The organism is Janthinobacterium fluminis, from assembly GCF_028595325.1.
GTDB classification, from domain to species: Bacteria; Pseudomonadota; Gammaproteobacteria; order Burkholderiales; family Burkholderiaceae_D; genus Janthinobacterium; species Janthinobacterium fluminis.
This window is the reverse complement of sequence record NZ_JAQQXR010000001.1, coordinates 1,327,336-1,335,786: the sequence shown is the minus strand read 5'-3', so window position 1 is coordinate 1,335,786 and position 8,451 is coordinate 1,327,336. Positions and strand designations below refer to the sequence as shown.

General features: G+C 60.6%; 12 protein-coding genes and 1 pseudogene. 9 read left to right on the top strand and 4 right to left on the bottom strand.

Going from position 1 to position 8,451, the window contains the following annotated elements:
* The 3 genes and pseudogenes from OIK44_RS05865 to OIK44_RS05860 form a co-directional block, all read left to right on the top strand.
* The coding region (locus tag OIK44_RS05865; protein ID WP_273669760.1) for an integrase core domain-containing protein at positions 1-475 on the top strand (475 nt) is incomplete at its 5' end.
* Positions 476-526: 51 nt separating this feature from the next.
* Positions 527-748, top strand: a pseudogene (locus OIK44_RS25690) (EndoU domain-containing protein); the annotation flags it as partial.
* A gap of 46 nt (positions 749-794) precedes the next feature.
* Positions 795-1,181, top strand: a complete 387-nt coding sequence (locus tag OIK44_RS05860; protein WP_273669759.1) for a hypothetical protein — start codon at positions 795-797, stop codon at positions 1,179-1,181.
* 161 nt (positions 1,182-1,342) lie between these two features.
* Here OIK44_RS05860 and OIK44_RS05855 read toward each other — a convergent pair whose 3' ends face one another.
* Positions 1,343-1,540: a hypothetical protein gene (locus OIK44_RS05855; RefSeq protein ID WP_273669804.1), complete on the bottom strand. Its 198-nt coding sequence runs from the start codon at positions 1,538-1,540 to the stop codon at positions 1,343-1,345.
* On the opposite strand from OIK44_RS05855, the gene OIK44_RS05850 reads away from it, so the two are divergent.
* From OIK44_RS05850 to OIK44_RS05825, 6 genes are all read left to right on the top strand, one after another.
* Positions 1,539-1,835 carry a hemagglutinin repeat-containing protein gene (locus OIK44_RS05850; protein ID WP_273669758.1) on the top strand — a complete coding sequence of 99 codons (297 nt, stop codon included), beginning with the start codon at positions 1,539-1,541 and terminating at the stop codon, positions 1,833-1,835. The genes OIK44_RS05855 and OIK44_RS05850 overlap by 2 nt on opposite strands.
* An 18-nt stretch (positions 1,836-1,853) precedes the next feature.
* Positions 1,854-2,267: a DUF6911 family protein gene (locus OIK44_RS05845; RefSeq protein ID WP_273669757.1), complete on the top strand. Its 414-nt coding sequence runs from the start codon at positions 1,854-1,856 to the stop codon at positions 2,265-2,267.
* Between the two features lie 128 nt (positions 2,268-2,395).
* Positions 2,396-2,557 (top strand): hypothetical protein, encoded by a 162-nt coding sequence (locus tag OIK44_RS05840; RefSeq protein WP_273669803.1) that lies wholly within the window; start codon positions 2,396-2,398, stop codon positions 2,555-2,557.
* Positions 2,554-2,787, top strand: a complete 234-nt coding sequence (locus OIK44_RS05835) for a hemagglutinin repeat-containing protein (RefSeq protein WP_273669801.1) — start codon at positions 2,554-2,556, stop codon at positions 2,785-2,787. Before OIK44_RS05840 ends, OIK44_RS05835 begins: the two co-directional genes overlap by 4 nt.
* Positions 2,784-3,314 (top strand): hemagglutinin repeat-containing protein, encoded by a 531-nt coding sequence (locus tag OIK44_RS05830; RefSeq protein WP_420213819.1) that lies wholly within the window; start codon positions 2,784-2,786, stop codon positions 3,312-3,314. Before OIK44_RS05835 ends, OIK44_RS05830 begins: the two co-directional genes overlap by 4 nt.
* Positions 3,315-3,640: 326 nt before the next feature.
* Positions 3,641-3,916, top strand: coding sequence for a hypothetical protein (locus OIK44_RS05825; RefSeq protein WP_273669756.1), 276 nt, complete (start codon positions 3,641-3,643; stop codon positions 3,914-3,916).
* Between the two features lie 121 nt (positions 3,917-4,037).
* On the opposite strand, the gene OIK44_RS05820 is transcribed toward OIK44_RS05825, so the two are convergent.
* From OIK44_RS05820 to OIK44_RS05810, 3 genes are all read right to left on the bottom strand, one after another.
* Complete coding sequence (locus OIK44_RS05820) at positions 4,038-4,346, bottom strand: hypothetical protein (protein ID WP_273669755.1); 309 nt, start codon at positions 4,344-4,346, stop codon at positions 4,038-4,040.
* A gap of 148 nt (positions 4,347-4,494) precedes the next feature.
* Positions 4,495-4,890: a hypothetical protein gene (locus OIK44_RS05815; RefSeq protein WP_273669754.1), complete on the bottom strand. Its 396-nt coding sequence runs from the start codon at positions 4,888-4,890 to the stop codon at positions 4,495-4,497.
* 13 nt (positions 4,891-4,903) lie between these two features.
* A complete protein-coding gene (locus OIK44_RS05810; protein WP_273669753.1) occupies positions 4,904-8,230 on the bottom strand; it encodes an nSTAND1 domain-containing NTPase in 3,327 nt (1,108 codons plus the stop codon).
* Between the last annotated feature and the right edge of the window lie 221 nt (positions 8,231-8,451).

Genomic DNA, 8,451 nt, shown 5'->3' with positions numbered 1-8,451 from the left:
GGTGTCCCGATCCGGCATCGCCCGCCTGCTCAAGCGCGAAGGCATGGCGCGCCTGGAAGACGTCATTCCCAAGGCCGAGGGCGAAACGATCTCGGCCAAGAAGACCTTCAAGGACTACGAGCCGGGCTTCGGCTTCGCCATGAAGGACAAGAAGCCAAGCGGCCAGCATGCCTTCGACAAGGTGTGCGCCGGCATGGAAATCGAGCATCGTTTGGCGCCGCCTCGCCACCCCAAAACGAACGGCATGGTGGAGCGCTTCAACGGCCGCATTAGCGAACTGCTGCAGCAAACCCGCTTCGATAGCCGGGCCGACCTGGAGGCGACTTTGCTTAACTACCCGAAGCTTTACAATCACCACATTCCCCAACGCGCCATCGGCACAAAAACGCCCATTCAGGCGCTCAAAGAATGGCAGGATCGAAAGCCGGAATTATTCGTTAAACGCGTCTATTCTCAAACGGGACTGGATAATTAACCCAGTATTGCGCTTGGAATTTGAAACCGCCCTGGTACTGCGAGTGCACCAAACGCGCAGGGTATCTATAACGCTGGAATCCAGGTTGCTGATCCGAGTAATCCTGGGCAATTTTTGCCTAAAACCAATAATAGTGGAATATCTACGTTGCTTCCAGACTCCTGGACAGAAAATCGAATAAAGGTTGAGGTTGATGCTGCCTTCCAAAACAGGATAATAATCGAAAATAAATGGATCGGTGCGACGCCAAGCGGTGTTCGAGTCGAAGGGTAGGTAAATCAGAAAACTACCGTTTGCCCAAAAATTCTAGGAGCGTAAAATGAAATTGCATTTCTCATGGTTGCAATCAGAAGGAGATATGTCGCCAAATTGTAGTTCCGCAGCTGTCAATATGGATGGTGCCAGTCCGCTATGCTGTCTTCTAATGGACGATGGAGGGCAAAGGTTTTTGGATGCGATATCGTGGTTAAGTGAGGGGATAAATCGCATAAGCTCGGTAAAAGTTTTTGACGTCGAGGTCGCGGATTGGAGTCGTGATGCGTGGGGTGCTGAATTAACGAAGGGATGGGCAAAAATCTACTCTCTTCATGATGAGGGTTGTTTTGAATTGCTTGATATTGATTCGTTTGAAATGGCATTGTTGGCATGGAGAGATTTTATTCAATCTAAACCAGAGGCGGGAGTCACTAAGGTGATTGAATTATAATTTCTAAAATTGCTATTGGGAAAAATAGGATGCTGCGGAAAAATCGGGCCGAACATGACATGATGAAGGCACTCTAATTCTGAGTGAGATTTACAAATTGCGAGATATTGAAGGGAATTGAGGGGGCGAGACGGAGGCAAAGCCATCTTGTTATATACAATTCAGGCACCTTCCTTGCGTAGCGTCTGCGATGTTTGAATTGCGGTCATCACTTGGTCCAAGCCATGCCAGATTATCTTGACGCCAGGTTTGCCATCGATTTTGCGGGCGCGGAAGCCGCCAGTCGGATACATCAACATCACGGCGGGCGTGGCGACCCACCACTTCGACGCGGCGAGCCGGAAGAAGGAAGAGGGCATGTGGTCCAGCAAGACGACGACAAAGCGCGACACGCTGGACAGCGTCGAGGCCCTGGGCAGCAGCCTGGGCGGCAAGACGGTGGCCATGCTGGCCGGTAACGATCTGGCGTTGAACGGTTCGGCCGTGCGCGCCGACGACACCGCCAGCCTGGCCGCCGGCCGCGATTTGACGATCGCCTCGGCCACCAACACGCACAGCGAGAGCCATTTCATCGATGTGAAAAAGAGCGGCTTCTCGGGGAATTTCTATACCGGCATCGGCTACAGCCGCAGCGCGGTGAAGCGCAAGGAATGAAATCAATTAAGGAAAACAATGAGTAAAGAGATTGTTCTTGGCGGGTATGTAATTGATGTTGGTGGTGTTCGACATCAGCTTCCTGCCGTGTTAAATCCAATCGATTCTATTGCTGAAAATGTCATCAGGAATGTGATTGGTGTAGGTAAGGGAGTTGTTGTAATGCGAAGTAATCCACCGCCAGAAAGTGGGCCTTATGAATTAAGAATGTATTTGGACGCAGGATATTTTATGCTGATGCTAAACGAGTTGGATGAGGATGGTGATCACAGCGTGAGAACACCAATGAATGCACATGCTACGAATGATTTAGTTAGTATTTTAGGGGAGAAATATCCTGCCAAAGTGCTAGTGCAAGATATCGATTTTGTCTGTTCCGTTTTTAATGAATTTTCTCATGCCGGGACTGTATCCACTGATTTGTTGAGCTAAGGAAGCGTTGATCTATTCATCGTGTCATCGATACCCTGATAGAGGCGAAGTGGGGAAATGCGGAGGGGGCATCAGTTTCGACGGCACCCGCGTCGACAAGGTGGCGGGCCTGTATATGGCGGACGAGAATGGCGGCGACGCTGAACGTCGTCGCCGGGCGCGACCTGAATGTGGGCACGCTGGCCACCTCCAGCAGCCAAAACTACATCCATGACGAGGCCAACTACCGCAAGGAAAACCGCAGAGCAACACGCTGCAAACCGGCAGCGAGGCGGTCGGCAGCGCGGTGAAGGCCGCCGGCGACGTCAGCATCGTCGCCGGCGGCGCGGGCAAGGACAGCGACCTGACCGTAGTCGGCAGCAAGATCAACGCCGGCAACGACGTCGAGCTGCGGGCCGACGGCGACATCGCCCAGCTGGCTGCACACAACACAACACCAGCAAGCAGACGAGCAAAAACAGCAGCAGCGGCGCCAGCTTCGGCGTCGGCTTCGCGGCCGGCGGCGCGCAGAACGGCATGACCTTCAACATGGGCATCAACCATGCGCGCGGCAACGCGAACGGCGCGGACGACTATGCGAGCAACACGGATGTACGGGCGGGCAATACGGCGCGCCTGGGCAGCGGTGGCGACACCGTGCTGCGCGGCGCCGTGCTGGCGGCGGGCGCGGTCAAGGCCGACGTGGGCGGCGACCTGCGCATCGCCAGCCTGCAGGACACGAGCAGCTACGACAGCAAGCAAAGCGGTGGCGGCTTCGGCGTGAACCTGTGCCTTCCGCCGTTCTGCTACGGCGTGAGCACGGCCAGCGGCAGCGTCTCGCAAAGCAAGGCCAAGGGCAACTTCGCCAGCGTGACCGAGCAAAGCGGCATCAAGGCGGGTGGCGGCGGCTTCCAGGTCGCGGCCCACGACGCCGCTGCCAGCAGTGCCGCCGGGCACCCAGCGAGTGACGGTGATAGTCGATGGCACCGCGTATTACCCGCTGGCCGCATCCTGTCCGGCGGCAGGTTGCACGAATGGCGATCCGATCGCCAATGCGATACCGGATGATGGTACCAAGGCTTACAATGAGGCCGTTGCGCGCAAGACTGAAAAAGATCTGAATGTCGCGTCAGGATTGCTTCGGGGCGGCGGAGCGTTTGTTCGCGGGGTGAATGTGGTGAGCAAGCTGGCCACGGCCGTTGCCGCTAACGCGGCGCGGTGGGGGGAAATGGCTGGGGCAAGTGCGTCAACTTCTCCCGTTACATGTAACTTGATGAACGACCCTAAAGAATTGGATTTTGTTTTTTAGGTGAAAAAAGATTGGTCGTTCTACCGCGAGGTTCAAAGCTCTAAAAGGGTTATTGGAATAAAATAGAAATTATAAAAAGTTAATAATGCACTCAAAAATTAAAGTGGAAAATATTTTTATCGAAAATACCAACGGAAAAATATTGTTTGTATTGACATGTCAGATAGTTGTTGGATGTGTGCAGGTCGGATCGAATGTGAGTTTTCCTTTTAGTGCTGGACTTGATATGATCGTTCCGATTGATGAAGTTGAAGTGATTGGAGGACAACGTATTCGAGTTAAAGTCCATTGTGAAGACCAAGAAGAAATGGATTTTCTTCTTGGCTTGAATCTTGACGAAGAAGTCTTGCTTGTCGAGTAGCTGGCGGTCGTGGAAGTCCTGTCACGGGATTTGACGGGAATACGAGGAGTCAGACCTTTTTCCGGTTATTTTACCCATGTCGATACATGGTATTTGGTCGTCATCGTGCGTTACAGCGGAGTCATTCACTGACGATTGTCAGATTGTTATTGCTGGATACTTGGTTGGAGAAAATGGCTAAATAAGCTTGTGGTGGCAGGCCGCCAAGTTCTTGGCCTGAACACGGCAATTTCTCAAAGATTAGAAAATGCTGTTGTCGATAAAAATGCGGTCGATGAATTTCTGGGTGCGTCAGGGAGATGGATTTATAATTTTCAGTAGACTTTTTGGGGCGATTTCCAAATGCACAGTCGTGGTGAAGGGGGTGTTTTTGATTGCCTTGTTGATTTTTATAATAAACGCTTTGCTGGATTTTATCAAAATGCCCCACGCGTGGAGTTCTACGTGTTGATCCAAATGAGTTTGCGATGACGTTGATAGATAAAAACTTCCCCGATGTAGCTTCTTAAATGCCAATTACGTTTCCGCGCTGGCACCCCTATTGTGTGCCAGCGCGGAGATAGCGCGCTTTAGTCGAATCAGCCGCGTGGGTCGTTTTCGACTTGGGGATCGTGGGCGATGGCGACGCCGGCGCGCCACAGCAGTGTGATTTTGATGAGCTCTTTGCGCGAATTGCTGTCGCTAAAGGTCAGCATGCGGCCATCTTGCGAGATGGTCGGGATGCTGAACTGCGGGTCAAGATCGCTCTGGTCGGTGCGCATGCCGGTGAAGACGATGTCCGCCGGCGTCGGGTGCACCAATTGGTAGTTGATGACGGCGCTCGACGTCGCCACCTTGATGGATTCGCCGGGCAGGTAGGTGACCTGATACTGGCCGTCGACGGAGTTGCCGCTGCCATCGGGGGTGGGCACCACGGTTACGCGGGTGTTGAAAAAGGTAACGCCGTGCTTGTTGTATTCCTTGTTGTGTTCCATTGCGGTTTCACTTTCAGTTGGGTTGAGACAGGTACTGCAGATACGCAGCGTCGCGGTAGCCTATCTGCGTGAGCAGGGCGGCCGCGGTGCTCGCGGTATGGGCTTGTTTCAGGCAGGCGTGGGCGCGTACCCAGGGGTCGAGCACGCGGAAGTCGCTGCTGCCGACGGCTTGCGCGGCAAGCAGGTCGCGCGCCTGGGTGCAGGCCAGCGCGCGCCCGGCGCCGTCGCCTTGCATGTGGTGCAGCCGTGCCTGGTGCAACAGGGTGTGCGCCAGCGTATAGCGGACGCGGCCTTCGGCGGCGTTGCGGGCATGCAGTTTTTCCAGGCTGTGCCGGCTCAGCGCGATGACCTCGGCCGCTTCTCGTAGGCGACCCGTCTGCAGCAGCAGGCCGGCGCGGCGCTCCCAGGCGCTCGCTTCCAGCCACGCCCAGTCGGCGTTGTGCGGGTCCAGCCGCGTCAGCGCCGCCAGCGCCGGCGCGTTCGCGGCCAGCGCGGCCAAGGCCGCCGCCGGTTGCGCCGGCGGGCGCTGCTGCTCGATGCGGCCGAACAGCAGGTTGCGCTGCCACACGCGGTTGGCCGGTTCGCGCGCCAGGTTCGCCGTCAGCAGCGCGTCGGCGCGGCGGTAGTCGTCCAGGGCCGGGCGTCCGCGCGCCTGCGCCAGGTGGGCGCGGTGTTGCAGGGCGCGCGCCAGGCTGTTGCTCCAGACTACGTCGGCGGGCGCGGCCGCGTGCAGGCGCTCGGCCAGCGCCAGTTCGCGCTCGTAGAGCGCGGCCGCTGATTCCAGTTCGCCCAGGTCTTGCTGGGTGTCGGCCACCCAGGACAGGCTGTCGGCCAATTCCTTGGCCAGCAGCAGGTCGTCCGGCTTGCGCGCGACGGCGCGGGTTTTCAATTCCACCGAGAGCAGGAATTCGGCGGCGGCCGTGCGGGCGTCGCCTTGCCGCAGCGCCAGCGTGCCCAGGTTGTTGTGGGCGTAGGATTGTTCGACCCAGGCGTCGACGTTGTTCGGGTCGGCTTGTTGCAGGCGGTCGCTGTAGTCGCGGTATAGCGTGAAGTATTGGCGCGCGACGGGCCAGTCGTTGCGGTTCAGGCCGATCCGGCCCAGCCAGAAGGCGTTCGCCCCGAGCAGCTTGAGCAGTTCCGTGTTGGCCGGCTGGGCCGCCAGCAGCGGTTGCAAAACGGTGCGGGCGGCGTCGAAGGCGGTGGCGGCCGCGGGGCCGTCGCCGCGCGCCACGCGCACTTCGCCGATCACTTGCAGGGCTTTGGCGCGCTGCAGTTGCGCGGCGGCGCCCTGTTGCGCGCCGCCCGCTTCGGTCAGGTAGGCCAGCGCCTTGGCGCTGATGCCGTCGAGCAGGTCGAGCTTGCCCAGCGGCCGTAGTTTGTCGGCGAAGTCGCCCAGCATGAAGTCGATCAAGCCTTCGGCGTCGCCGCGGCGCTGTTCGGCCGTTTGCCTGGCCCGGGTGGCCGACAGGCCCAGCGCGGCCACCAGCAGGGCCAGCGTGAGGATGGCGGCGATGACGCCGTTGCGCAGGCGCTCGCGCCGGCGCGCCTTGCGGCCCGAGGCGGCGATCAGCGCCAGGTCGTCGGCGCTGAGCGGTACGGCGCCGCGCTGTTGCAGCGCGCGGGCTTCGTCCAGTTGCATGCCGGGCGGCAGCAGCAGGTCGGGCGGCCGCCCTTCGCTCGCCCAGCGCGCGCTGAGCACGGCGATGCGGGCGGCCACGCGCAGGCTGCTGCGGTGGGTGGCGATCCAGTCGGTGGCGCGGCTCCAGCGCCGCAGCAGGGCTTCGTGGGCCACGCCGAAGCCGGCCTCGGCGCCGACGAGCTGGCTGGCGAAGAGGCGGGCGTCGACCAGCGCGCCGACGACGTCGCGTTCGGCCTGGCTGGCCAGCGCCGACCACGGCGCGCGCCGGCCCGTGACGGCGTCGCTGCCGGGCGAGACGGTCACCACCAGCGACAGGATGCGCGGCAGGGCGTTGCGCCTGGCTTGGTCGAAGCCGGCCACGACTTCTTCGGCGCGCCGGCCGATGGCGCCGTCGACGCCGCCCAGCTGGGCGTAGGCGGCCAGCGTCAGTTCGCCGGCCGGGCTGCGCAGCCGATACAACTCTTGCAGCGTGTATTGCAGCAGGGGCAGCGCGTCCGGGTTGCCCGTCACGCTGGCGCCCAGCATGTCGTCCAGGCGGGCCGGCGATTGCGGGTCGACGCCGAAGCTCAGGCCGGCGGCCTGGGCCGGCAGCCGTATCATGTGGGCGATTTCCGCGTGGGTGGGCGGCGCCAGGTCGAAGTGGGCGCCGTCGGCCTTGCCTTCAAGCAGGGCCGGGTAGTCGGCGATGCGCGGATAGAAGTCGTTGCGGCAGGCCAGCACGAGGAACAGGCGCGGGCAGGCGGCGCACCGTTCGATCAGGGCGATCAGGGCCAGGCGCTCGGCTTCGCTGACGTCGGGCAGGGTGAAGACGGCCTCGAAACGGTCGAGGAACAGCAGTAGCCGGGCGTCCGCCGGCAGCGCCGCCGCGTCCAGCGCCGCGCATAGGGCCGCCAGCACGGCGGCCGGGTCGGCGCGCAGCGCCTGTCCCAGCGTGGCGGCGCTGTGGCCGGCGAACAGCGGCGCCGGGCCGGCTTCCCAGTCCAGCAGCGCGCTGGCCACGCAGGTGAACAGGTCGCCCGGCGCCGCTTCCGCCAGGTCGAGCTGGGTGTCGGACGCCAGTGTGAAGCCGTGGCCGCCCTGCGCCAGTTGCGGCAGCAGGCCGGCGCGCACCAGCGAGGTCTTGCCCGAGCCGCTGGGGCCGAGCACCAGCACCTGGGCGCGTCCGCCCGCCACCTGGCGGGCGCAGGCCCGCGCCAGTTGCAGGGTGGCGTCGCCGCGGCCGAAGAAGACGGCGGCGTGTGCCCGGTCGAACGGCCGCAAGCCGCAAAACGGCGAGGCGCCCGACCACGCCGGCACCACGGGCAGGGCGGCGTCGGGCGGCAGGCGGACGGCGGCGATGGTGCGGTAGCCGCGTTTGCGTATCGTTTCCAGGTAGACGGGGGCCGTCGAGTTGTCGCCCAGCAGGCGGCGCAGCTGGGCGATGGTCTTGTGGACCGGATTGTCGCCGGACGCCTTGTTGCCCCAGCATTCGAGCAGCAGCTCGTCGCTGCTGATGACTTCGCCGGCGCGGCTGCACAGGGCCAGCAGCACGTCCATCGCGCGCGGCTCCATCTGGCGCCGCAGCTCGCCCTGGTGCAGGGAATTGCTGGAGCGCCTTACTTCCCACTCGCCGAACTGGAACGCCGCCGCCCGTGTCAGGTCGCCGCCGGGAAGTGCCTGTGCCCCGGAAGGCGAATCAAAAAAAGCTTTGGAATCAAGCATGTATGAATCAGAAGGTTATCGGAAGGTTGGCGGCCGCAAGCTGCTGTACAGTGTATCCGCAGCAATGACATCATTGCAATAAGTTATTAATTATTTTTTTTCAGCATTTATGAAAAGGCACGCCGCCAGTCCCTCAAGCGCTGGCTTTGCTGCCGTTTTATGGGGCCGCACATTAACTGAAAGGAAATTTCATGTTTGGTAACAATGCCTCGGCTTGCGCA